Annotated in this window: 20 protein-coding genes; 6 read left to right on the top strand and 14 right to left on the bottom strand. The window is 71.2% G+C overall.

The genetic code is table 11. The annotated features are described in order from the left end of the window. Positions 1-3 precede the first annotated feature (3 nt). Positions 4-618, bottom strand: coding sequence for a M23 family metallopeptidase (locus ACTWOL_RS21295; protein ID WP_474298350.1), 615 nt, complete (start codon positions 616-618; stop codon positions 4-6). 477 nt (positions 619-1,095) lie between these two features. Here ACTWOL_RS21295 and ACTWOL_RS21290 point away from each other — a divergent pair, with 477 nt between their 5' ends. Then, entirely contained in the window at positions 1,096-4,038 is a 2,943-nt protein-coding gene (locus ACTWOL_RS21290) for an NACHT domain-containing protein (protein WP_474298349.1), read from the top strand. 87 nt (positions 4,039-4,125) lie between these two features. Here the strand turns inward: ACTWOL_RS21290 and ACTWOL_RS21285 are convergent, their stop codons facing one another. Then, the gene (locus ACTWOL_RS21285) at positions 4,126-6,651 is read right to left on the bottom strand and encodes an ATP-dependent Clp protease ATP-binding subunit (RefSeq protein ID WP_474298348.1); all 2,526 of its coding nucleotides are present in this window, start codon (positions 6,649-6,651) and stop codon (positions 4,126-4,128) included. A gap of 428 nt (positions 6,652-7,079) precedes the next feature. Here ACTWOL_RS21285 and ACTWOL_RS21280 point away from each other — a divergent pair, with 428 nt between their 5' ends. Beyond that, positions 7,080-7,748, top strand: a complete 669-nt coding sequence (locus ACTWOL_RS21280) for an SCO3374 family protein (protein ID WP_474298347.1) — start codon at positions 7,080-7,082, stop codon at positions 7,746-7,748. Here the strand turns inward: ACTWOL_RS21280 and ACTWOL_RS21275 are convergent. From ACTWOL_RS21275 to ACTWOL_RS21230, 10 genes are all read right to left on the bottom strand, one after another. After that, on the bottom strand, positions 7,727-8,062 hold the full coding sequence (locus ACTWOL_RS21275; protein ID WP_474298346.1) for a histone-like nucleoid-structuring protein Lsr2: 336 nt from the start codon (positions 8,060-8,062) through the stop codon (positions 7,727-7,729). The two genes, ACTWOL_RS21280 and ACTWOL_RS21275, sit on opposite strands and share 22 nt — an antisense overlap. A 200-nt stretch (positions 8,063-8,262) precedes the next feature. Continuing rightward, a complete protein-coding gene (locus ACTWOL_RS21270; protein ID WP_474298345.1) occupies positions 8,263-8,802 on the bottom strand; it encodes an amino-acid N-acetyltransferase in 540 nt (179 codons plus the stop codon). Positions 8,803-8,811: 9 nt separating this feature from the next. After that, positions 8,812-9,297, bottom strand: a complete 486-nt coding sequence (locus tag ACTWOL_RS21265; RefSeq protein WP_474298344.1) for a BlaI/MecI/CopY family transcriptional regulator — start codon at positions 9,295-9,297, stop codon at positions 8,812-8,814. A gap of 198 nt (positions 9,298-9,495) precedes the next feature. Further along, entirely contained in the window at positions 9,496-9,681 is a 186-nt protein-coding gene (locus ACTWOL_RS21260) for a hypothetical protein (RefSeq protein WP_474298343.1), read from the bottom strand. Between the two features lie 13 nt (positions 9,682-9,694). Further along, a complete protein-coding gene (locus ACTWOL_RS21255; protein ID WP_474298342.1) occupies positions 9,695-10,339 on the bottom strand; it encodes a hypothetical protein in 645 nt (214 codons plus the stop codon). 212 nt (positions 10,340-10,551) lie between these two features. Further along, positions 10,552-11,349 carry a type III pantothenate kinase gene (locus ACTWOL_RS21250; RefSeq protein ID WP_474298341.1) on the bottom strand — a complete coding sequence of 266 codons (798 nt, stop codon included), beginning with the start codon at positions 11,347-11,349 and terminating at the stop codon, positions 10,552-10,554. Then, on the bottom strand, positions 11,349-12,248 hold the full coding sequence (gene nadC, locus ACTWOL_RS21245; RefSeq protein ID WP_474301220.1) for a carboxylating nicotinate-nucleotide diphosphorylase: 900 nt from the start codon (positions 12,246-12,248) through the stop codon (positions 11,349-11,351). The genes ACTWOL_RS21250 and nadC overlap by 1 nt, the downstream gene beginning before the upstream one ends. A 131-nt stretch (positions 12,249-12,379) precedes the next feature. Further along, positions 12,380-14,254 (bottom strand): L-aspartate oxidase, encoded by a 1,875-nt coding sequence (locus tag ACTWOL_RS21240; RefSeq protein ID WP_474298340.1) that lies wholly within the window; start codon positions 14,252-14,254, stop codon positions 12,380-12,382. Beyond that, positions 14,251-15,276, bottom strand: coding sequence for a pantoate--beta-alanine ligase (gene panC, locus ACTWOL_RS21235; protein WP_474301219.1), 1,026 nt, complete (start codon positions 15,274-15,276; stop codon positions 14,251-14,253). The genes ACTWOL_RS21240 and panC overlap by 4 nt, the downstream gene beginning before the upstream one ends. Positions 15,277-15,434: 158 nt before the next feature. Further along, positions 15,435-16,373, bottom strand: coding sequence for a Rossmann-like and DUF2520 domain-containing protein (locus tag ACTWOL_RS21230; protein ID WP_474298339.1), 939 nt, complete (start codon positions 16,371-16,373; stop codon positions 15,435-15,437). Between the two features lie 318 nt (positions 16,374-16,691). Here ACTWOL_RS21230 and ACTWOL_RS21225 point away from each other — a divergent pair, with 318 nt between their 5' ends. Together ACTWOL_RS21225 and ACTWOL_RS21220 are read left to right on the top strand one after the other, a co-directional pair. Then, on the top strand, positions 16,692-17,945 hold the full coding sequence (locus tag ACTWOL_RS21225) for a threonine aldolase family protein (protein WP_474298338.1): 1,254 nt from the start codon (positions 16,692-16,694) through the stop codon (positions 17,943-17,945). 78 nt (positions 17,946-18,023) lie between these two features. Further along, a complete protein-coding gene (locus ACTWOL_RS21220) occupies positions 18,024-19,124 on the top strand; it encodes a DUF5937 family protein (protein WP_474298337.1) in 1,101 nt (366 codons plus the stop codon). Positions 19,125-19,214: 90 nt separating this feature from the next. Here the strand turns inward: ACTWOL_RS21220 and ACTWOL_RS21215 are convergent, their stop codons facing one another. Both ACTWOL_RS21215 and ACTWOL_RS21210 read right to left on the bottom strand, forming a co-directional pair. After that, positions 19,215-19,892 carry a response regulator transcription factor gene (locus ACTWOL_RS21215; RefSeq protein ID WP_474298336.1) on the bottom strand — a complete coding sequence of 226 codons (678 nt, stop codon included), beginning with the start codon at positions 19,890-19,892 and terminating at the stop codon, positions 19,215-19,217. A gap of 75 nt (positions 19,893-19,967) precedes the next feature. Continuing rightward, positions 19,968-21,167, bottom strand: coding sequence for a sensor histidine kinase (locus ACTWOL_RS21210; RefSeq protein WP_474298335.1), 1,200 nt, complete (start codon positions 21,165-21,167; stop codon positions 19,968-19,970). 183 nt (positions 21,168-21,350) lie between these two features. Between ACTWOL_RS21210 and ACTWOL_RS21205 the strand changes: the two genes are divergently transcribed. After that, positions 21,351-22,307, top strand: a complete 957-nt coding sequence (locus ACTWOL_RS21205; protein ID WP_474301218.1) for an SAM-dependent methyltransferase — start codon at positions 21,351-21,353, stop codon at positions 22,305-22,307. 184 nt (positions 22,308-22,491) lie between these two features. Continuing rightward, a complete protein-coding gene (locus ACTWOL_RS21200; RefSeq protein ID WP_474298334.1) occupies positions 22,492-23,634 on the top strand; it encodes an NADH-quinone oxidoreductase subunit D in 1,143 nt (380 codons plus the stop codon). Positions 23,635-23,722: the final 88 nt, after the last annotated feature.

Genomic DNA, 23,722 nt, shown 5'->3' with positions numbered 1-23,722 from the left:
GCGTCAGATGGTGACGCCCATGGAACGCAGGAAGCCGGCGGGGTTGAGCGCGGAGCCGTAGTTCGGGGTCGTACGGATCTCGAAGTGCAGGTGCGGGCCGGACGAGTTGCCGGTGTTGCCGGAGAGGGCGATCCTCTGGCCGGTCTTCACGGTCTGGCCGACGGAGATGTCGATCTTCGACAGGTGGGCGTACTGCGAGTACTTGCCATTGGCGTGCTTGATGACGATGGCGTTGCCGTACGCGGGACCGTCACCGCCGCCGTAGCCGCCCGCCTTCACGACGACACCGGAGTGCGCGGCCTTGACCGGGGTGCCGATCGGCACGGCGAAGTCCTGGCCGGAGTGCTTGTGGGACCACATGGCGCCACCCTGGTTGAAGCTCGCACTCAGGGTGTAGCCGCTCACCGGCTTGACCCAGGACGCGGCCTTCTTCGCGGCCTTCTTGGCCTCCTTCGCCTGCACCGCGTCGACGGCGGCGGGCGCAGCCTTGCCCGCATCGGCGGCGGCGACACCGGAGCCGGCTCCGACTGCCATCACGGCGCCGAGTCCGGCAGCCACGACGGCACCACGGGTACGGAGCAGGGACGGGCGGAGACGGTTGATGTTGCGCTTCGACATGCGGGGAGAACCTCCGGGCTGATCGGGCATGAACCGACCCGGCGCAGGAGCACCGGGTGCCGAACCTTGGTAACCCGGACCGGCAATCCACCTCAAACCCCCCATCTACGACATCCCGTCGTAGGCAGGCCCCCTTGTGAGCGGCACCCTTGACGTCGCGCGACTCCACCCTCCGCAATGTCCGGTTTCATCGATATTCATCAACTGGCAGGCGGTTTAGCCCCAGGTAAAGGCCCGGCAAGACCCACTTACGCCCTGACTTTCCGATTCGTCCGTTTCCGTTCGCCGGAAATCGCGGTCGGACCCGCCCTCGCGGCTCACCGAAAGCCGGGACACCCCCACTAAGTCCCCTAGTAGGCTCATAAACGCCTGTGCGCCTTGTCACGGCCGGCGGGGCGCCGATGCGACCTGGGTCACGCGTTTACGGCCTGCCCCGCCTGGGGTAAATGTCCTTTTTGGCCTTCGGGGGGATCGTCTGTGGAGCCCGCGCTCATCGGCACCCGGCTGGCTTCAGCCGCGGTGGCGCCCGTCCTCAGGAAGCTCCTGGTGCAGGAAGGCGGAGGCGCGGGTCTGACGGACCGCCCCATACGCCTCTCCGGCCTCGTCTCCTTCCGCGGCGAGAAGCGGACCCTGACCGAGAAGGACGTGCGCAAGCTGGCCGGCACCCTGGTGGGCCGGTCCCTGGAGGGTCCTGGCGAGCCCCCGTTCCCCGGGGACGAGGCCGAAGCGGTCGCGGAGTCGCTGGCCCGCACCCTGCTCGCCCTCGGCGACCTCGACATGGACGACGTCCAGGCCGTCCGCCTCGGTCATCGTGAGCTGGCGCGGCGGCTGCGCACCGCGGGCCCGGCCGTCCGGGCCGCCGCGGGGCTCTCGGCCGACGCCACGCTCTATCTCGACTCGGTCACCGAGTGGGCCTGCCTGCACATCCTGCAGTTCTTCACCCAGCGCTCGTCCTTCGTCACCCGCACGCTGGTCGAGCAGAGCCGCACCCAGGCGGAGCTGCTGGCCAAGCTGGACGAGCTGATCCTGCGCAGCCCCCGGGCCGACGGCCGAGACGCCGGCTTCGAGCGGCGCTATCTCGCGTACGTCGCGAAGAAGCACGGCAGCCTGACCATCTACGGCATCGATCTGCACCACTCACCGGACGTCTGGCCGCTGGACGCGGCTTATCTGAGCCTGGAGGCGACGGGCGACGGGCGCAGTCCGGGCCGGGGGGCCGACGGGTACCCCCATTACCTGGTGGACGATTACCTGGTGGAGGACGGGCTCGTCCCGTATGTGGCGGAGCAGCCCGCCGCACCCGAGCCCGCCGACCAGGCCCTCGCCCGGCACGACAAGGTCCTGCTGCGCGGAGTCGCCGGTTCCGGCAAGACCACGCTCGTCCAGTGGCTCGCCCTCTCCACCACCGGCCGTGACCTGGACGCAGGCATGTCCTACCTGCGCGACCGGATCCCCTTCGTACTCCCTCTGCGCACTCTCACCCGGCACGGCGAGCGGCTCCCCGCCCCCGAGCACTTCCTCACCGCCGTCGGCTGCCCACTCGGCGCACCCGACGGGTGGGCGGACCGGGTGCTCGGCGCCGGGCGCGGGCTCGTCCTGATCGACGGCATCGACGAGGTGCCCGAAACGGAGCGCGATCGCACCCGCCGCTGGCTGCGCGACCTCCTCGCCATCTACGACGACGGCAACCGCTGGCTGGTCACCTCCCGGCCCTCTGCGGTCCGCGACGACTGGCTCGCCCCCGACGGTTTCACCGAACTCGCCCTCTCCCCCATGAGCCGCGCCGCCGTCACGTCCTTCGTGCAGCGCTGGCACCAAGCCGCCGGACCTGAGGCCACGGCGCACGAGCAGCCGCTGCTCAACGCCTTGCGCACCAAACGGGACCTCGCGCTGCTCGCCACCAACCCCCTGATGTGCGGCCTGATGTGCGCCCTGCACCGGGACCGCCGGGGCTTTCTGCCCCGCGGCCGCAAGGCCCTGTACCAGGCCGCGCTGTCGATGCTCCTCGATCGCCGCGACCGGGAAAGGGACATGCGGGCACCGTCCGGGGTCGACCTTCCCGAGGCCGCCCAGATCCAGCTCATCCAGCGCGTTGCCTACTGGCTCACCCTCAACGGCCGCACGGCAATGGACCGTTCGCGTGCCGAATCACTCGTGTGCGGAGCGATTCCGTCCGTCCCGGACGCGGCGAGCGCCGGCGAACCGGAGGCCGTCTTCCGTCACTTGCTGCACCGCAGCGGGCTGCTGCGCGAACCCACTGCGGACTCCGTGGACTTCGTCCACCGCACTTTCCAGGACTATCTCGCGGCCAAAGCCATCGTCGACGACTGGCATATCGGCCTGCTCACCCAGCACGCGGCCGACGACCAGTGGGAGGACGTCATCCGCATGGCGGTCGCCCATGCCCGCCCGCGTGAATGCACCGAGATCTTCACGGAGTTGATGAAAACGGCGGACGCGGCACCGGACCGCTCCACCCAGTTGAGGATCCTCGTCGTGGCGGCGGCGGCGATGGAGCAGGCGACCGAGGTCTCCCCCGGCATCCGCGAGGCTCTGTTCAGCCGGACCGCGGAGGTCATTCCGCCCCGCACGATCGAAGAGGCGCGCGAACTGGCCGCGGCAGGTCCGCTCGTCCTCGATCTGCTGCCCGGCCCCGACGCCGTACCCGACGCCAAGTCGGCCCGGATGACCGTGGTCACGGCCTCGCATATCGCGTCCGACGCCGCGATCCCCTTCCTCGCGCGCTATGCCTCCCATCCCTCGCTGCTGGTGCGGTCCCAGCTCGTCTGGGCCTGGGACCGCTATGACACCGAGCAATACGCCAACGAGGTCATCGCGGTCCTCGATCCCACCGGCCTCCAGCACACAGTCCGCAGCAGGGAACACGCCCGTGCCCTCATCGCCCTGGGCAGGAGCCGTGACCTCCACTTCCAGGGAGAGCTTCCGGCGGAGCTCATCGCCGAGACGGTGCGCGCCTGTTCACCGGCTGTCGTCCGGATCTCCTCGAATCGGTTGCTGCGGAATCTGCAGTGTCTCGGGGATGCCACGACAATCGCCCGTCTCGAGGTCGACCGCTGCGCCGCTCTGACGGATCTGTCCCTGCCGGACGGAGTCTGGGTCGAGGAGATCGTGCTGGACGACTCCCAGCTGGCACTGGCCGAGAACGTCGTACCCGCCCGTGGCCTGTACCTCGAGCTGCGCGGCAGCAACACGTCCCTGCAGGCGGTTCCCCGTCTCTTCCGGGCCACCCAGGACGTCGTCGTGGTCCACATCTTCCACCCGGACCGCCCCGTCGATCTGTCGCCGCTGCACGCCCTGAAGCAGCTCGAACGGGCTCAAGTCATCGGTCACGCCCCTTTTGCCTTGCAGGGCCTGGACGGCTTTCCGCCCCGGGTGGAGGTGCTCGTCAGCGAGGCGTAGGTGTCCGCGGGCGCGGAGGACCGCAGCGCAAAGGGGCTGCCCCGGACCCTCAGGTCCGGGGCAGCCCCTTATTCGTCTGCGCGGTGCTTACGCGTCCTTCGACAGGTTCGGCCCGGAGCCACCCGCCGTCGACTCGATCGGCGGGACGTCCGGCAGTGCCGACTTCTCCTCGCCGCGGAAGGTGAACTTCTTCTCCTCACCCTCGCCCTCGGTGTCGACGACCACGATGTGACCGGGGCGCAGCTCGCCGAAGAGGATCTTCTCCGAGAGCAGGTCCTCGATCTCGCGCTGGATCGTCCGGCGCAGCGGCCGGGCGCCCAGGACCGGGTCGTAGCCCTTCTTCGCCAGCAGGAGCTTGGCCTCCTGGCTGAGCTCGATGCCCATGTCGCGGTCCTTCAGACGCTCGTCCACCTTGGCGATCATCAGGTCGACGATCTGGATGATGTCTTCCTGCGAGAGCTGGTGGAAGACGACCGTGTCGTCGACGCGGTTGAGGAACTCCGGCCGGAAGTGCTGCTTCAGCTCGTCGTTGACCTTCGCCTTCATCCGCTCGTAGCCGGTCTTGACGTCGCCCTGGGCGGCGAAGCCCAGGTTGAAGCCCTTCGAGATGTCCCGGGTCCCGAGGTTGGTCGTCATGATGATGACCGTGTTCTTGAAGTCCACGACCCGGCCCTGGGAGTCGGTCAGACGACCGTCCTCCAGGATCTGGAGAAGGGAGTTGAAGATATCGGGGTGGGCCTTCTCGACCTCGTCGAAGAGGACGACGGAGAACGGCTTGCGGCGCACCTTCTCGGTGAGCTGGCCGCCCTCTTCGTAACCCACGTATCCGGGCGGGGAACCGAAGAGACGGGACACCGTGTGCTTCTCGCTGAACTCCGACATGTCGAGGGAGATCAGCGCGTCCTCGTCGCCGAAGAGGAACTCGGCGAGCGTCTTGGACAGCTCCGTCTTACCGACACCGGACGGGCCGGCGAAGATGAACGAACCACCGGGACGCTTCGGGTCCTTCAGGCCGGCACGGGTACGCCGGATCGCCTGGGACAGGGCCTTGATGGCGTCCTTCTGACCGATGACGCGCTTGTGGAGCTCGTCCTCCATGCGGAGCAGCCGGGAGGACTCCTCCTCCGTCAGCTTGAAGACCGGGATGCCGGTGGCCGTCGCGAGGACCTCGGCGATCAGCTCGCCGTCGACCTCGGCGACGACGTCCATGTCGCCGGCCTTCCACTCCTTCTCCCGCTTGGCCTTCGCCGCCAGCAGCTGCTTCTCCTTGTCGCGGAGAGACGCCGCCTTCTCGAAGTCCTGGGAGTCGATCGCGGACTCCTTGTCCCGGCGGACGGCCGCGATCTTCTCGTCGAACTCGCGGAGGTCCGGCGGAGCGGTCATCCGGCGGATGCGCATCCGGGAACCGGCCTCGTCGATCAGGTCGATCGCCTTGTCCGGCAGGAAGCGGTCCGAGATGTACCGGTCGGCCAGGGTGGCCGCCTGGACCAGGGCCTCGTCCGTGATCGAGACGCGGTGGTGCGCCTCGTAACGGTCGCGCAGGCCCTTGAGGATCTCGATGGTGTGCGGCAGCGACGGCTCCGCGACCTGGATGGGCTGGAAGCGGCGCTCCAGGGCCGCGTCCTTCTCCAGGTGCTTGCGGTACTCGTCGAGCGTCGTGGCACCGATGGTCTGCAGCTCACCGCGGGCCAGCATCGGCTTGAGGATGCTGGCGGCGTCGATCGCACCCTCGGCGGCACCCGCACCCACGAGGGTGTGGAGCTCGTCGATGAACAGGATGATGTCGCCGCGGGTGCGGATCTCCTTGAGAACCTTCTTCAGGCGCTCCTCGAAGTCACCGCGGTAGCGGGAGCCGGCGACCAGCGCGCCGAGGTCCAGGGTGTAGAGGTGCTTGTCCTTGAGGGTCTCGGGCACCTCGCCCTTGACGATGGCCTGCGCCAGGCCCTCGACGACCGCCGTCTTGCCGACGCCGGGCTCGCCGATGAGCACCGGGTTGTTCTTGGTACGGCGGGACAGCACCTGCATGACCCGCTCGATCTCCTTCTCGCGCCCGATGACCGGGTCGAGCTTGGACTCACGAGCGGCCTGGGTGAGGTTCCGGCCGAACTGGTCGAGGACGAGGGAGGTCGAAGGCGTGCCCTCGGCCGGGCCGCCTGCCGTGGCGGCCTCCTTGCCCTGGTAACCGGAGAGCAGCTGGATGACCTGCTGCCGCACCCGGTTCAGATCGGCACCGAGCTTCACGAGGACCTGGGCGGCGACGCCCTCGCCCTCGCGGATAAGGCCGAGCAGGATGTGCTCCGTGCCGATGTAGTTGTGGCCCAGCTGAAGAGCCTCGCGGAGCGAGAGCTCCAGCACCTTCTTGGCACGAGGGGTGAAGGGAATGTGGCCGGACGGGGCCTGCTGGCCCTGACCGATGATCTCCTCCACCTGCTGGCGGACCGCCTCGAGCGAAATCCCGAGGCTCTCCAGGGCCTTAGCGGCGACACCCTCACCCTCGTGGATAAGGCCCAGGAGGATGTGCTCGGTGCCGATGTAGTTGTGGTTGAGCATCCGGGCTTCTTCCTGAGCCAGGACGACAACCCGCCGCGCGCGGTCGGTGAACCTCTCGAACATCGTTAATCGCTCCTCAGAGCGGTCAGTCAGTTAGGGGTCGATCCCCTCCCTGTCCTTCCGCAGCTTAGTCCCGCAAGCGGGGACCGCTCATTCCAACTGCCGACACCCGTCGCTGGCCTCCTGCCTCGAACGCCGACAATTGCTCCAACCCGATGGTGCGAGACGATGTTCCCGCAGGCCAAGCCATTACCCCCGCCGCCTGTACGCCGATGGCGAACGTGAGACTGCGAAGCCTGCGTGTCGTCCGTCCCCACTAGGGATGTCTTACCCGCAAGCAGTGACACTCCATGCGGCGCACGCCGGTTCCCTCAGCTATGGGCGAACATCCTTGCGCCCCCGAACAGCCCGCCATTCCCCTTCCCGGCGACACCCGGTGCCGATGCGCCCACCATGCGTAACCAATGAAGGGTGGGGAAGGTTCCCCGGACATGGCCGTCAGCGTCCCGTTTCCGCTCCGTGCGCCGCTCGCGATGCCGCTCGACGACGGCGTCGCGCGGTGGTACGAGCACGAGCTGGGGTGGGCGACGGCCGAGGGCCCGCCCGTGCAGCTGCTGACCGGGCTGCGCTTCGACGTGCTGGAGGTACCGGCCGATGCCGGGTTCCTCCTGCTGGCGCGGTTCGGCCGGACGGGTCCCGTCGCTCTCGCGGGGAGGCGTATGCGGCTGCTGGTGGCCGCGGGCGGCGCCGACGAGCTGCCCGGACTGCTCGAGTGGCTGGAGTGGGGCGGGATCGGTCTCGATCTGACCGCCTTCGGCAGCGGTGGACGGATCGCCGCGCCCGTACCGTCCCGCGCCGTCAGGGGTGCGGCGTCCTCCCCGGGCTCCCCCGGCCCGCGGCAGGTGGACACCGGCGCCCAGCAGTGGCATGGCGCCCCACAGGGGGCCGCTGACTGGCTGCGGCCCCCCGAACCAGGGCGGGAGGTCGAGCCGTCACTTCCGGCACTGGCCCCCGTCGGCCGCTGCGCCGCTCCCGGGGGCAGCCCCGACCTCGTGCGGCTCGTGGACGCGGCGGCCACCGCATGCCACCGCGCCCGGCTGCTGCGCACGGCGGGGCCGGCGAGCAGCAGGAGGAATGCTCAGCCGTTGGCCTTCTCGTAGGCCTCGCGGATCTCCGCCGGGACACGACCGCGGTCGTTCACGCTGTAGCCGTTCTCCTTGGCCCACTTGCGGATCTCCGCGGTGTCCTTGTTGCCCGTCGCGGCGACACGGCCCTTGCCACGACCGGTCGCGGCACGGCCACCGGTCTTCCGGCCACCCTTGGTGAACGGCTCGAGCAGGCCGCGGAGCTTGTCGGCGTTGGCGGTGGTGAGGTCGATCTCGTAGGTCTTTCCGTCCAGCGCGAACGTCACGGTCTCGTCCGCCTCGCCACCGTCGAGGTCATCGACAAGAAGGACCTGAACCTTCTGTGCCACCGGATTTCCTTTCATCGAAAATGCAGTACGCGGAAAGGAAACCGCTTTTCCCTGAAAAACACAAACCCCTGGCAGAGGTTCAGAACCTCGAGAACGCGGGAAACGTGCGCGATTCGGACATAGGACTCCGTCCGGGGTTCCCATCGGTTCCCGTCCGGGGTTCCGGGCGTCCGTTCCGTACACCTTCCGAACCGGTTCGATCACAGATGCAGAAGCATCCGGCTGTTGCCCAAGGTGTTCGGCTTCACTCGTTCGAGACCGAGGAACTCGGCGACGCCCTCGTCATAGGAACGCAGCAGCTCGCTGTAGACATCTCCGTCAACCGGTGTCTCACCGATCTCGACGAAGCCGTGCTTGGTGAAGAAGTCGACTTCGAAGGTGAGGCAGAATACCCGGCGCACTCCCAGCCAGCGGGCGGTGTGCAGCAGCTGGTCCAGCACACGATGCCCGACGCCCGCGCCTTTGGACTCGGGATCCACCGCCAGAGTGCGCACTTCGGCGAGGTCCTCCCACATCACGTGCAGAGCCCCGCACCCCACGACCCTGGCGTCGGTGTCCCGTTCCGCCACCCAGAACTCCTGGATGTCTTCGTAAAGCGTCACCGTTGCTTTGTCGAGCAGGATGCCTTCGCTCACGTAGGGGTCGACGAGCCTGCGCACGGCGGGCACATCGCCCGTCCTGGCCCGCCTGACGGTGACGGCATTTGCTGGGGCATTGGGAAGCGGATGCGCTGAGGACATGGCCGGACGCTATCGCCCCGCTCCACCCGCTTCGCCCCCGGCCTCGAGGTCTTCGTCGCGAGCGGGTTCCGGCGAGGCCGTGCGGGGCTCTTCCGGTGCGCGCTCAGGGGTCGCTTCGGCTCCGGCTTCCGCGATACGGGGCTGAACGATCCGGATCGCGTCCTCGAGCGCCTCGCGCTGCTCCGGCGACATCATGCCGAAGAACGCGACAAGAGCGGCGGCGGGGTTGTCGCTCTTCGACCAGGCTTCGTTCATCAGTGCGGCCGAGTAGGCGGCACGCGTCGAGACAGCGGTATATCGATAGGCGCGCCCTTCGACTTCCCTGCGCACCCAGCCCTTCTGATGGAGATTGTCCATTACGGTCATGACGGTGGTGTAGGCGATGGACCGTTCCTGCTGCAGATCTTCCAGGACTTCCCGGACCGTCACCGGGCGGTTCCATTGCCAGATGCGCGTCATGACGGCGTCTTCGAGCTCTCCCAATTGACGGGGCACATCGCCACCATAGTGGGAGATGTCGGAATGGATGGCTATTGACGTACTTTGCCCACGAAAAAGGACGTACGGCCGTAGACGACCGTACGTCCTTTGCGTACGCGGCACCGGGTACTGCGTGAACGGCCTCGCGAGCGGTCGCGCGGGGCGTCGCCGAGCAGGGCGGGGAACAACGCCCGGTCCGGGGCCCGTCCGGTGTCAGGCTCCGGTCGGGCGGTCCACCGCGCCGGGGCCGGCAGCCTCCACACGGGCCAGCGCCGCGTCCACCGCGGCGTCTTCCTTGGCCTTGTTGGGACCGCCCTGGCTCTTGACGATCGTCACGACGAGCCCGATGAAGAAGCAGGCCATCACGAAGGGGGGCAGGAGCGCGGATACGTATTCCATGGCCCCAGAGTAGCTATCCGGCGGCCCGCTCCTTCGACGGGGGCGGTGCGGGTTTGCGGCGCGGCGGGAAGACCTCACCGGGCGTGGGGATGGGCCGGTCCGGCCTCGGGGCGGGGGACGGGGCGGGTTTCGGGGCCGCCGGGCGGGGCTCCTCTTTGCCGCCGGACTCCCTCCCCCCGGGGAGCGCGTGCAGCCGGGCGCGGGAGGCGCCGGGGAAGACCGGCGGCCCGCACATGGCGGATGGGGACGGGCCGCCCGACGCGGCCCGGGAGGACCCGGCCGGTGCACGGGCGGCGAGCCGGGCGCGTACCGACCGTTCCGCGAGGTCCCTGCAGCGCTCGAGCAAGGCCGTCGCCGCCGTGCACCGCGGGAGGGCGCGCAGCGCCGCGAGGTCTTCGGGGCCGGGTTCGTACCCGGCGGCCAGGGCCTCCTGGAGCAGTTCCAGATAACCCCCTGCCGAACCGGGGAGGGCTTCGCGGTAGCGGGCGAGGTCGGCGAGGAGGAACGCGCGCTGCCGGCCGGCCTCGCGTACGGCCTCGTCCACGGATTCGGCGAGCCGCAGACAGTCCTGGACGATGTCCTCGCGGGGCTGGGCGGGATGGAGGGCGACGGCGAGGGCGCGTCGGAGCACACGCAGCTCGTCTGCACTGAACGCCATGCCGCCGCGGGATCCGTATGGCGTGGGCATGGGCCGACGATACGCGCTAATCGGACAAAATTCGTTTAGCGCGCATCTACGGCGCGGCGTGCTGGTGCAGGGCCCCTCCGGGCCGTAGCGCCGCGCACGGCAGCAGGGGCACCGGAGAGGTCGGAGTTGACCTTCCCGGGGATCACAGCGGCCCCACAGGGGCCCTCAGCGGCCCTGAGGGCTCACGTACGGGAGATGTTCCGCTCGTACACGAGCCGCAGCCCGATCAGCGTCAGCCAGGGCTCGTGCTCGTCGATCAGAGAGGCCTCGCCCAGCACCATCGGCGCCAGGCCGCCGGTGGCGATCACGGTCACGTCGTCCGGGTCGTCGGTCAGCTCCCGCTTCATACGCTGGACCACACCGTCCACCTGGCCCGCGAAGCCGTACACGATGCCGGCCTGCATGGCCTCGACCGTGTTCTTGCCGATCACGCTGCGCGGACGGGCCAGCTCGATCTTGCGCAACTGGGCGCCCTTGACGCCGAGCGCCTCGACCGAGATCTCGATGCCGGGGGCGATGACCCCGCCCGCGTACTCACCGCGGGCGCTGACGGCGTCGAAGGTCGTGGCCGTGCCGAAGTCGACGACGATCGCCGGGCCGCCGTAGAGCTCGACGGCCGCGACCGCGTTGATGATGCGGTCCGCGCCGACCTCCTTGGGGTTGTCCATGAGGATCGGCACGCCCGTCTTGACGCCGGGCTCGACGAGGACCGCGGGGACGTCGCCGTAGTAGCGGCGGGTGACCTCGCGCAGCTCGTGCAGCACCGAGGGGACGGTGGCGCAGATCGCGATGCCCTCGATGCCGTCGCCGAGCTCCTCGCCGAGCAGCGGGTGCATACCCATCAGACCGTTGAGGAGCACCGCGAGCTCGTCCGCGGTGCGGCGCGGGTCGGTGGAAACACGCCAGTGCTCCACGATGTCCTCGCCGTCGAAGAGGCCGAGGACGGTGTGGGTGTTGCCGACGTCGATGGTGAGCAGCATCAGTTCCCGGCCTCTCGGAGGTCCAGGCCGATGTCGAGGATCGCCGAGGAGTGGGTGAGCGCCCCGACGGCCAGGTAGTCGACGCCCGTCTCGGCATAGGCGCGGGCGTTGGCGAGGGCGAGCCTGCCGGACGACTCCAGGACCGCCCGGCCCTTGACGAGGGCGACGGCCTCCTCGGTCTCGGCCGGGGTGAAGTTGTCGAGCAGGATCAGGTCGGCGCCCGCGTCCAGGGCCTCGCGGACCTGGTGGAGCGTGTCGACCTCGACCTCGATGGCGAGATCGGGGGTGCCCATCGCGGCCATCGTCTCCCGCACGGCCTTGAAGGCCTGGGCGACTCCGCCCGCGGCGACGACGTGGTTGTCCTTCACCAGGGCGGCGTCCGAGAGGGACATGCGGTGGTTGACGCCGCCGCCGCAGCGCACGGCGTACTTCTCCAGGGCGCGCAGGCCGGGGGTCGTCTTGCGGGTGTCGCGCACCCGCGCGCTCGTACCCTCGAGGAGATCGGCCCAGGCGCGGGTGGCGGTGGCGATGCCGGAGAGGCGGCACAGGATGTTCAGCGCGCTGCGCTCGCCGGTGAGCAGATCGCGGGTGCGGGAGGTGACGGACAGCAGCTTCTGGCCCGCCTCGACCCGGTCGCCGTCCTCGACGTGCCGTTCGACCTCGAACTCGTCGGTGCAGACGATGGACAGGACGGCCTCGGCGATCCGGAGGCCCGCGACGACGCCCGCCTCGCGTGCGGTGAAGTCGCCGGTGGCGACGGCGTCCTCGGGGACGGTGGCGACCGTCGTGACGTCGACGCCGCCGTCCAGGTCCTCCTCGATCGCGAGGTGCGCGATGTCCTCGACCTGGACGGGGTCCAGCCCCGCGTCGGCCAGCAGCTGGGCGAGCGCGGGGTCCAGTCCGCACTCGTACACCTCGTCGGCACAGCCGCAGTCGTCGCCGCAGCCCGTCACCGCGTCGGCCGCGGGCGAGGGTGCGCCGATCTGGATCAGCGGTACGTCCACGGGCTCGGGACGTTCTTCGGGCGTGCTCACGGTTGCGGCTCCCTGGGTGCATGGGGGGTGGAGGGGATCACGGGGGTAAACGACTCGGTGGGAGTTCGGCTCACCACAAGACGGCGGTCGGGGGTGAGCCGTACGACGATATGGCGGCGCTCGTGGGTGTCGTCGCGGTCGGGATGGTCCTCGCGCCAGTGGCAGCCGCGGGTCTCCGCACGCTCGCGAGCGGCGGCGACGAGCACACGGGACACCAGCAGCAGATTGCTGGCCTCCCAGGACTCCACGCCCGGTTCGGCGGCCTTGGCCGACCTGCCCGTCTCATCCGCCCCCGCTGCGGCGTCCGCCCCGGCGGGCCCGTCCGGCTCGGCGGCCCGCGCTCCGGCGGCTTCGCCGTTCGTCCCGGCATCGTTCCGGGCCGACACGTACAGCGCCTCCAGTGCCTGCGCCGCCTTGTCGAGGCTCTCGGCGGACCTCAGCACCCCGGCGCCCCGGGTCATGATCCGCTGGATCTCGTGCCGCGCCTCGGGGGCGAGCAGCGGCACGGGGTCCGATGCGGGCTCCGACCCTGCGGCATCCGGGACGGCGGGCGCCGGTGCCGGCTGCCCCGCTGCCGCGGGGGCCGGGCCGTGCGCGACGGCCGCGGCGATGCGCTCGGCGAAGACCAGGCCTTCGAGCAGGGAGTTGGACGCCAGGCGGTTGGCGCCGTGGACGCCCGTGCAGGCCACCTCTCCGCAGGCGTACAGCCCCGGGACGGTGGTGCGGCCCCGCAGATCGGTGCGGACGCCGCCGGAGGCGTAGTGGGCGGCGGGTGCGACCGGGATCGGCTCGGTGACCGGGTCGATCCCGTGGGCACGGCAGGCCGCGAGGATGGTCGGGAAACGGTTCTCCCACATCTCGGCGCCGAAGTGACGGGCGTCGAGGAACATGTGGTCGGCGCCCTGCTCCCGCATCCGGCGCATGATGCCCTTGGCGACGATGTCGCGGGGGGCGAGCTCGGCCAGCTCGTGCTGACCGACCATGAAGCGGGTGCCGGACGCGTCGACGAGATGGGCGCCCTCGCCGCGTACCGCCTCGGACACCAGCGGCTGCTGGCCCTCCGAGTCCGTGCCGAGGAACAGCACCGTCGGGTGGAACTGGACGAACTCCAGATCGCTCACCTCGGCGCCGGCGCGCAGGGCGAGCGCCACACCGTCGCCCGTGGAGACCGGCGGATTGGTGGTGGCCGAGAAGATCTGGCCCATGCCCCCGGTCGCCAGCACCACGGCGGGTGCGTGGACGGCTCCGACGCCGTCGTGCTGGCCCTCGCCCATCACATGGAGGGTGACGCCGGCCGTACGGCCCTCGTCATCGGTCAGCAGGTCGAGGACGAGCGCGTGCTCGATGATGCGTACGGCCCGCTCGCGTATCGCCGCGACCAGCGCCCGCGAGATCTCCGCGCCGGTCGCGTCGCCTCCCGCGTGGGCGATGCGCCGCCGGTGGTGACCGCCTTCGCGGGTGAGCGCGATGCCGCCGTCCGCCCCGGTGTCGAAGCGGGCGCCGGTGGCGATCAGCCGCCGCACGGCGTCCGGGCCTTCGGTGACCAGGGTGCGTACGGCCGTCTCGTCGCACAGCCCGGCTCCGGCGACGAGTGTGTCGTCCAGATGCTGTTCGGGGCTGTCACCCTCACCGAGCGCCGCCGCGATACCGCCCTGGGCCCAGCGCGTGGAGCCGTCGTCGAGGAGGGCCTTGGTGACCACGACGGTACGCAGGCCCTCGGCAGTGCAGCGCAGCGCGCAGGTCAGGCCGGCGACCCCGGAGCCGACCACCACGACGTCGGCGTCGATGGCCCAGCCGGGGGCGGGGGCGTCGAGCCGTATCCCGGTGCCGGGGCCGCCGACGGGCCCGGATCCGGTCGCGGTCTGCGTCATGCGGACACTCCGAAGGTCAGGGGGATGTTGTCGATCAGCCTCGTGGTACCGACCCGTGCGGCGACCGCCATGATCGCTTCGCCCTCGTACCCGTCCGGGACCTCGGTGAAGTCGGCCGGGTTCACCAGCGCCAGATAGTCCAGATCGAGCGGCGGCACCGCCTTGGCCGCGTCGTCCAGCACCCCACGGGCGGCCGCGCGCACGGCGTCCGCTCCACCGCCGGGCTGGGCCGCCGCCACGGCGTGGGCGTCGGCCGCGGCGCGGGCCTCCCCGAGCGCCGAGAGCGCGGCGGCGCGCGCCGACGGTGCCGGTGCCGACTCGGCGCGGGCCCGCAGCGCCTGCTGTGCGGCCAGCCGGTCGCGGGCCGCGAACAGGGCCCGGGACAGGGCGAGCGCGGTCCTGCGCTCGTCGGGGGAGAGATAGCGGTTGCGGCTGGACAGCGCGAGGCCGTCCTGCTCCCGGACGGTCGGTACGCCGACGATCTCGACCGGGAAGTTCAGATCGTGTGTCATCCGGCGGATCAGTGCCAGCTGCTGGGCGTCCTTCTGGCCGAAGAAGGCCACGTCCGGCCCGGTGAGATGGAGGAGCTTCGCGACGACCGTGAGCACACCGTCGAAGTGCCCGGGACGGCTCGCGCCTTCGAGGAGCTCGCTCATCGGGCCCGCCGTGATGCCGACATGCGGCCGGCCGCCGGGGTAGACCTCGTCGGCGGACGGGGCGAACACCGCGTCCGCACCGGCTTCCTGTGCCGTCTTCAGATCGGCGTCGAGAGTGCGGGGGTAGCGGTCGAGGTCCTCGCCGGGGCCGAACTGGAGCGGGTTGACGAAGACGGTGACGACGACGAAGCCGTCGGGGCCGACATGGGAGCGCGCCGTGCGGACGAGGGTGGCATGGCCTTCGTGCAGGGCGCCCATGGTCATGACGACGGCGATGCGGCCGTGGGGCCCGGTACGGTCCAGGGCGCGGTCCAGCTCCGCGCGGCTGTGCAGCGTCCCGAAGCCACGGCCGGTGTCTCCGCGCATCCCGGAGTGAGACCCATCCCTCGTGTCGCCGTGCGCCCCGTCCTTCGCCTCGCGGTGCGGGTCACGGCCGTTGCCGCCGTACGCGTCCGGGCCGCCCCGCTCCGCACCGCGATCCGCGTCGGGACGGGTGTCCCGGCTCGCGTCCTGGCTCATCGGGCTCATCCGTTGTCTCCCTCGGCGAGCACGCCCAGCAGGTCCTCGGCGAGCTCGGGCTTGAGCAGTCCGTGCGCGAGGGCGCGGTCCGCTGTCGTACGGGCCATGGCCAGATACCCGGCGACGGTCCCGGGTGCGTGCTTGCGCAGTTCGGCGACGTGCGCGGCCACCGTGCCCGCGTCGCCGCGGGCCACCGGGCCGGTGAGCGCGGCATCGCCCGAACGCAGGGCGTTGTCCAGCGCGGCGCCGAGGAGCGGGCCCAGCATGCGGTCGGGGGCACCGACGCCGGCGGTGCGCAGCAGCTCCATGGACTGGGCGACGAGGGTGACCAGATGGTTCGCGCCGAGCGCGAGGGCCGCGTGGTAGAGCGGGCGGGCGTCCTCCTGGATCCACTCCGGCTCGCCGCCCATCTCGATGACCAGCGCCTCCGCGGCGAGCCGCAGCTCGTCGGGGGCGGTGACGCCGAAGGAGCATCCGGCCAGCCGCTGGACGTCGACGCTCGTCCCCGTGAACGTCATCGCGGGGTGCAGCGCGAGGGGCAGGGCACCGGCCCGGCGGGCGGGGTCGAGGACGGCCGTACCGTAACGCCCGGACGTGTGAACGAGAAGCTGTCCCGGGCGCACGGCGCCGGTCTCGGCGAGGCCCTCGACCAGCCCGGGCAGGGCGTCGTCGGGAACGGTGAGCAGCACCAGCTCGGCGCGGGCCAGCACCTCTTCGGGCGTCACCACCGGCACGTCGGGAAGCAGCGCCGCGGCGCGGCGCCTCGATACGTCCGACACTCCGGAGACGGCCACGGGGCGGTGGCCCGCCAGCCGGAGAGACGCGGCGAGGGCGGGCCCGACGCGGCCGGCCCCCACGACGCCCACGGTGAGCCGGGCCGGCCGGTCCTTGGGATCGACGGGCTCGGATGCCGGCAGGGATGCTGACGGTGGTGGTGCGTTCACGCGGCGACGGCCTTCCGTTCCAGTCCGCGGGGGGTACCGGACGATTCCTCGTCATGCTACGCCAGCGCTCCGGCAGGCTTTCCGGTTGTCCACAGGCTGTGGAACCCCACGCGCGGACCTGCCACGATCACAGCACGGCAAGCGGGCTGGACGCACGCCAGGCGGTGCGCGCCGGGTCGTGCGGGGCCGTGCGGGTCGGGTCGTGGGGGTCGGGTCGTGCACGCCGGGTCGTACAGGTCGGCAGCGACCGCCGGACCGGCGCAGTCGCGTCCGCGGCGAGCGGAAGGCAGACGAGTGCGACAGGGAGTTGCTGACCTGATGACGTCGGACACGGCGCGGAACGAGCGGGACGAGGCCCGGCGCAGGGTCGCCGCCTGGCGCGCATCCAAGCGGGTGCTGTGGCACCACCCGTCGCAGTACCGGATCGGCGAGCGGCTCGCGGCCCTGGCCGCCGACGCGGGCGCGGTGTACGACCTGGACGAGGGGGCCGACGCGTTCGGCGACGGGGTCGTCGCGGAGCTGGAGCGCCGGGTGGCGGCGCTGCTCGGCTTCCCGGCCGCGGCGTTCTTCCCGACCGGGACGATGGCCCAGCAGGTGGCCCTCAGATGCTGGGCGGGGCGCACGGGGAACCACACGGTCGCCCTGCATCCGCTCGCCCACCCCGAGGTGCACGAAAGGGGCGCGCTCACAGCGGTGAGCGGGCTGCGCACCGTCCATCCGACGCGGTCGCCCCGGCTGCCCACGGCGGACGAGGTACGGGACCTGGACGAGCCGTTCGGCACACTGATGCTGGAACTGCCGCTGCGCGACGCCGGTTTCGTGCTGCCGTCGTGGGACGAGCTGGTGGACCTGGTGGACGCGGCGCGCGAAAGAGACGCGGTGGTGCACTTCGACGGCGCACGGCTGTGGGAGTGCACCCCTCACTTCGGACGGGGCCTGGACGAGATCGCCGGGCTCGCGGACAGCGTGTACGTGTCCTTCTACAAGTCCCTGAACGGGCATTCCGGTGCCGTTCTGGCCGGTTCCGAGACCCTGGTGGACGAGGCCCGGACCTGGCGGCACCGCTACGGCGGACAGCCGTACCAGCAGTACCCGGCGGCGCTGGCCGCGCTGCTCGGCCTGGAGCGGGAGCTGCCGCGGCTGCCCTCGTACGTGGCGCATGCGAAGACCGTGGCGGGGGCGCTGGCGGACGGACTGCGGGAGGCGGGGGACATCGGCTGGTTCCGTATCCACCCGGACCCGCCGCAGACCCACCAGTTCCAGGTCTGGCTGCCGCACGAGCCGGACGTGCTGGACGAGGCGTCGCTGCGCCAGGCCGAGCAGACGGGAGTGACCCTCTTCGGGCGCTGGTTCGCGCCCGGGCCCGGCGGGCCGCCGGGGGTCTCGGCGACGGAGGTGACCGTGGCCTCACCTGGGCTGTCGTGGACGGCCGAGGACGTGCGGGCTGCGCTGGCGGACTTCACCGGGTTCGTCCGACAGGTCGCGGCGGGGCCCCGGGACCGGGACATCCCCGACGGGAACGCCGTCGTCCCGCCGGAAGGAGCAGGGCCCCACGGCGACGCAGCCGGATGAGCGCCGCACGTGCCCCGATTGACGGGCGGCGTCAAATGGGGCGGCGGCCCGGCAGGGTGACCCCGCACCATAGGGGGCGTGAGCGTCTCCATCGACATCGCAGGCCTGCCGCCCGAGCGGATCGTGTTCGCCATCTCGCCCCTGGCCGAGCTGGGGGTGGCCCTGCACGCGCTCGCCGAGCCCGGGCACCATCCGGGGCTGCACGGCTGGGCGACGGCCACCGCGGCCGGACTGAAGCCGGACCTGGCCGACCGGCTGCACGAGGCGGACTTCCTCTGGAGCACCACGTTCTCCGACGTCTTCACGCCGTTCGCCGGTCTGCCCGGTCACGACGGAAGCACCGGCGCGACCCTCGCCGAAGAACTGGACATGCTCGACCGGCTCCCCGACGAGCGTTTCATCGACGCCGTACTGGAGCTCAGCTGCTCCCGGACCTATGACACCCAGGGGCCCTTCGACGCCCACCGCGCCCTGGAACTCGTGGCGGCCCGCGGCCCGAAGCAGCTGGCGTTCGCCCGCCGGATGCTGGACGATCCGGCCTCCGTACGTTCCTGGGTGCGCCGGCTGCTGGAGGACTGCGACCGGGCGTTCTTCGCCGAGACCTGGCAGCGGGTGCGTCTCCAGCTCGCCGCCGACGCCCGGCACAAGACGGAGCTGCTGCGCCGCAGGGGTCTCGCGGAGGCGCTGCGCGCCGTCTCCCCCGCGCTCTCGCTGGACGACACGGCGGGCAGGATCGCGGTGGACAAGCTCGTCGAGGGCCGGACGACCGCCGTCGATCCGAAGGTCGGAGCCGGGCTGTCGCTCGTGCCGTCCAGCTTCGGCTGGCCTCATCTGATGGTGCTGCACGCCCCGGGCTGGCGCCCTGTCATCCACTACCCCGTCGGGGCGCCGGAACTTCCCGGTCCGGCCTCCGTCGAGATGCTGGGGCTCCGGATGGAGGCGCTGGCCCACCCGATGCGGATGCGGCTGTGCCGGAACCTCGCCCGCTCCGCGTACAGCACGGGCGAGCTGGCCGATGCGCACGGCATCACGGCGCCCGAGGTGTCACGCCATCTGTCGCTCCTGAAGAAGGCGGGCCTGGTGACCACGCGCCGCAGGGGCCGGTATGTGCTGCACCAGCTGAACGTCCCGGTGGTGGCCCGGCTCGGCAGCGACTTCCTGGAGACGGTCCTGCGCTGACCCGCGGGCCGGTTCGTACGCGGTCTGCGTCCTTCCGCCCCCGAACGGACCGTTGATCCACAGCAGCCCGTTGATCCACAGCAGCACGGGTCAGGCCCCGGCGCCGCCGCCCGCCCGCACCATGCCCGACTCGTAGGCGAGCACCACCACCTGTACCCGGTCCCGGAGGCCCAGCTTGGTGAGGATGCGGCCCACGTGCGTCTTGACCGTGGCCTCGGACAGCACCAGCCGGCCGGCGATCTCGCCGTTCGAAAGGCCCTGCGCGACGAGCAGCATGACCTCGCGCTCGCGGTCGGTGAGCTTGCCGACCTCCTTGTGCTGGGGCGGCTCGCCGAGGGACGGCAGCATCGGCGAGAAGCGGTCGAGCAGCCTCCGGGTGGTCGACGGGGCGACGACCGCGTCACCGCTGTGCACGGACCGGATGGCGGCGAGCAGTTCGGCCGGCGGCACATCCTTCAGCATGAAGCCGCTGGCGCCCGCCTTCAGCCCGGAGAAGGCGTACTCGTCCAGGTCGAAGGTGGTCAGGATGAGCACCTTCGGAGCGTTCGGCTCCGCGCAGATGCGCCGGGTGGCCTCGACTCCGTCGACCCTCGGCATCCGGACGTCCATCAGCACCACGTCCACCTCGGTGGTGCGCAGCAGGTCGATCGCCTCGGCCCCGTCGCCGGCCTCCGCCACGACCTCCATGTCGGCCTGCGCGGCCAGCACCATGCGGAAGCCGGTACGCAGCAGTACCTGGTCGTCGACGAGCATCACGCGGATCGTCATCTGGTGAGTCCTTGCCTCGTGGCGGGTTGAGCCTGTGGAGCCGGTGAGCGGGCTTGAGGTGGTGAGCGGGCCGGGCTAGTGAGCGGGCTTGAGCGGGAGCAGGGCGCTGATCCGGAACCCGCCCCCCGGCCGCGGCCCGGCGTCCAGCGTGCCGCCGACCATACCGACACGCTCGCGCATACCGATCAGACCATGGCCCTTGCCGTCCGCGCCCCCGTCCTCGTACATCTCGTGGGCAGCGCCCCTGCCGTCGTCCTCGACGAGCAGGCCGAGTCCGTCGTCGAAGTACACGAGCCGCACGCTCGCCCCGACATCCGGGCCGCCGTGCTTGCGTGTGTTGGTGAGGGCTTCCTGCACGATGCGGTACGCCGTGAGCTCCACGCCGCTCGGCAGGGGGCGCGGGGTTCCCTCGATCTTGAAGTCGACCTCGAGGCCGGCCCTGCGCACCTGCTCGACCAGGTCCTCGATCTGCTGGACGTCCGGCTGCGGCACGTACTCCCCGCTCTCCGGGGCGTCCGAGGTGCGCAGCACTCCCAGCAGCCGGCGCATCTCGGCGAGCGCCTGGCGGCCGGTGCCGGAGATCGTCTCCAGCGCCTGCCGGGCCTGGTCGGGCGCGGTGTCCAGGACGTAGGCGGCGCCGTCGGCCTGCACCACCATCACCGAGACGTTGTGGGCGACGACGTCGTGGAGCTCGCGGGCGATCCGGGCGCGCTCGGCGGCGACGGCGACCTTGGACTGGGCCGCGCGCTCCCTTTCGAGCCGCGCCGCCCGCTCCTCGAGCTGGGCGAAGTAGGCACGGCGGGTGCGCAGGGAGTCGCCGAGGACCCAGGCGAGTGCGAAGGGCACGCTCATCACGATCGTGACGAATACCCGCTGGCCGACCCCCATGTCCCCGTCCGGCCAGCGGATCTGGCTGAGCGGTGCGGCTGCCAGCCCGCCGGCGAGGGCGAGACGGGAGGCCCAGCGTGAGCCCTCATGAGCCGCGACCGTGTAGATGATCACGAGCATGGCGAAGTCCGCCACGTTGGCCTCGATGTCCAGCACGAGCTGGGTCACGCCGACGGCGGCCACGAGCAGGAGCATCTTCTCGGGTGCACGGCGGCGCAGCGCGATGCTCAGGCAGAGCAGGAGGACGAGAACGGCCGCCACCGGGCGGGGCTGGTTGCCGACCGTGTCCTGGACGACCCACAGCATCGAGAACCCGAAGAGGACGACGGCCCAGAAGCTGTCGACGCCCGTCGGGTGTCTGCGGATGAAGTCATAGAGGCGCTGCACGTAACCCAGCGTAGGGAAAGCGGAAAGGTGCAGGAGTCAACCGGAGGGTCGATCCGGTCCGCCGGTACCTACTCCGCAAGGTGGACACTGACACTCGTGACGTATGAGGCAACCGACGACAAGCCAGACGACCCGGCCGCGGCCGGGCACCGGCCGGAGGGCTGGAGGACCTGGCGGGAGGCCATGGAGACCGCCCTGTACGGGCCCGGAGGCTTCTACCGGCGGCCGGAGGGCCCGGCGGGGCACTTCCGCACCTCGGTCCATGCCTCGCCGCTGTACGCCTCGGCGGTGGCCCGGCTGCTGACCGAGACGGCCGCGTCCCTGCCCGCGGCCCCGGAAATCACGCTGGTGGACGTGGGCGCCGGGCGCGGGGAACTGCTGACGGCGGTGCTGGGGGCACTTCCCGGGGGCCGGTTGCCCGACGGGCGGCCGGTGCGGATGTGCGCGGTCGAACGCGCCGCGCGCCCGGCGGGCCTGGATCCGCGCATCGACTGGGCGGAGCACCCGCCGGACGGGGTGACCGGGCTGCTGTTCGCCAACGAGTGGCTGGACAACGTCCCGGTGGACGTCGCGGAGGTGGACGGGACCGGCACGTACCGCTGCGTCCTGGTCCGTCCCGAGGACGGCGAGGAGCGCCTCGGGGAGCCGGTGAGCGGGGCGGACGCACGCTGGCTGGAGCGCTGGTGGCCGCCGGCACGGCCGGGCACACGGGCGGAGATCGGCAGGTTCCGGGACGAGGCGTGGGCCGCCGCGGTGGCCACCCTCGACGCCGGGCTGGCCGTCGCCGTGGACTACGCCCACGCGGCGTCGGGCCGGCCTTCCTTCGGCACGCTCACCGGCTTCCGCGGCGGCCGTGAGGTCCACCCGGTACCGGACGGCGGCTGCGACATCACGGCCCATGTGGCTCTCGACGCCTGCGCGGGCCCCGGAGCGGAGCTGGTGAGCCAGCGGGAGGCGCTGCACCGGCTCGGCGTCTCGGGCGGGCGCCCGCCGCTTTCCCTGGCCACATCCGACCCCGCCGCGTACGTCCGCGCGCTGGCGGCGGCGGGCGAGGCCGCCGAGCTGACCGCCCGGGGCGGCCTCGGCGACTTCGTGTGGCTGCTCCAGCCCGTGCGCCCCGAGGGGCACCGAGCGCCGTGACCGGCGGTGCGTCCGATCCTCCGGACTGCGGGGGTGCGTCCGGCTCCTCCGGACTGCGGCGCTCGGCGGCAGCCGCGGTCGTCTGCGGCCGGGGTCGTTGCGGCAGCGGTCGTCTGCGGCCGGGTCGAGTCCGGACCCCGGACCGGGCCACCGCGGTCCGCGCGGCCGAGGGATACTGTCGCCCATGACGGAGACGACGGTCGGCATCGGCGGCGCGGCGGACAGCACCGACATGGTGCTGAACATCGGACCGCAGCATCCTTCCACGCACGGCGTGCTCCGGCTCAGGCTCGTCCTGGACGGCGAGCGGATCGAGCACGCCGAGCCGGTGATCGGCTATATGCACCGGGGCGCGGAGAAGCTCTTCGAGGCGCGCGACTACCGGCAGATCGTGATGCTGGCCAATCGCCACGACTGGCTGTCCGCTTTCTCGAACGAGCTGGGCGTGGTCATGGCCGTCGAGCGCATGCTCGGCATGGAGGTCCCGGAGCGCGCCGTCTGGACCCGGACGCTCCTGGCGGAGCTGAACCGGGTGCTCAACCATCTGATGTTCCTCGGGTCGTACCCGCTCGAACTCGGTGGGATCACCCCGGTCTTCCACGCCTTCCGTGAGCGCGAGGAGCTCCAGGGCGTCATGGAGGAGATCTCCGGCGGCCGTATGCACTACATGTTCAACCGGGTCGGCGGCCTCAAGGAGGACATGCCGGCGGGCTGGACCGTACGGGTCCGGCAGGCGGTCGCCGATGTGCGCTCGCGGATGGACGTGTACGACCGGCTCGTCCTCGGCAACGAGATCTTCCGGGGCCGCACCCGGGGTGTCGGCGCGATGACCCCGCAGACCGTTCACGCCTACGGGGTGTCCGGCCCCATCGCCCGTGCCTCGGGCGTCGACTTCGACCTGCGGCGCGACGAACCGTATCTCGCCTACGACGAACTCCAGGACACCCTGAAGGTCGTCACCCGGAGCGAGGGGGACTGCCTGGCCCGCTTCGAGTGCCTGCTGGAGCAGACCCACAACGCACTCGATCTTGCGGACGCCTGCCTGGACCGGCTCGCCGAACTGCCGCCGGGCCCCGTCAACCAGCGTCTGCCGAAGGTGCTGAAGGCCCCCGAGGGCCACACCTACGCATGGACCGAGAACCCGCTCGGCATCAACGGCTACTACCTGGTCTCCAAGGGAGACAAGACGCCGTACCGCCTCAAGCTCCGCTCAGCCTCGTACAACAACATCCAGGCGCTGACCGAGCTGTTGCCGGGCACGCTGGTCGCCGACATGGTGGCCATCCTGGGGTCGATGTTCTTCGTGGTCGGCGACATCGACAAGTAGCCCATAACGGCACAAAGTCCACGACGGACGGACCATAAACGCGGTGGGGGCCGACCGGTTGCCGGTCGGCCCCCACCGCGTTGGTGCC

Source organism: Micromonospora sp. IBHARD003, from assembly GCF_056106285.1.
The sequence above is the reverse complement of the archived record's forward strand: the minus strand, read 5'-3'. Positions and strand labels throughout refer to the sequence as shown.